The organism is Bradyrhizobium sp. MI1.3 (assembly GCF_055811695.1).
On record NZ_JBVVPQ010000268.1, the window covers coordinates 1 to 426 of the forward strand.

1 protein-coding gene is annotated in these 426 nt (G+C 50.2%); it reads left to right on the forward strand.

The genetic code is table 11. From position 1 onward, the window contains the following. Positions 1-232: 232 nt before the first annotated feature. Positions 233-426, forward strand: a 194-nt coding sequence (locus AC0L3A_RS40975; RefSeq protein ID WP_473256613.1) for a hypothetical protein, incomplete at its 3' end; no start/stop codon positions are given.

Sequence of the window (426 nt, forward strand, 5' to 3'; positions counted from 1 at the left end):
GCCCCCAATCAACAACATCCGAAACACATCGTGACTGAAGTAATTGCATACGCAGCAATTTGACGGCGGCCGGGGCTTGCTTCAGTTCGTTCTGTATCCGGAACGAACTGAAGGAAAGTCGCTGGCGTTGCAGATTTACAACCCGCACAGCCGACCGAAATACTAAGCTCGGCCATTGAGACAACCGAAACATATTTCATTCTTAGTTCAATATGGTCAGCGGGGACGAACGATGTTTGATATCTATCGCAATGACAAGCGCGGCTTGCTCGTTCTAAGTACAGGCTCTGCCGTACCTGCGCTTTACTCTGCACATACCTGGCGCAAGAGCAGAAAACGAGTTCTCAACGTTAGCAACGAAATCAAGTCAGCCGTTCAGGCACAAGGCTATTACATCCGCAGCCTGCGGGCCACTAAGGAACGAAT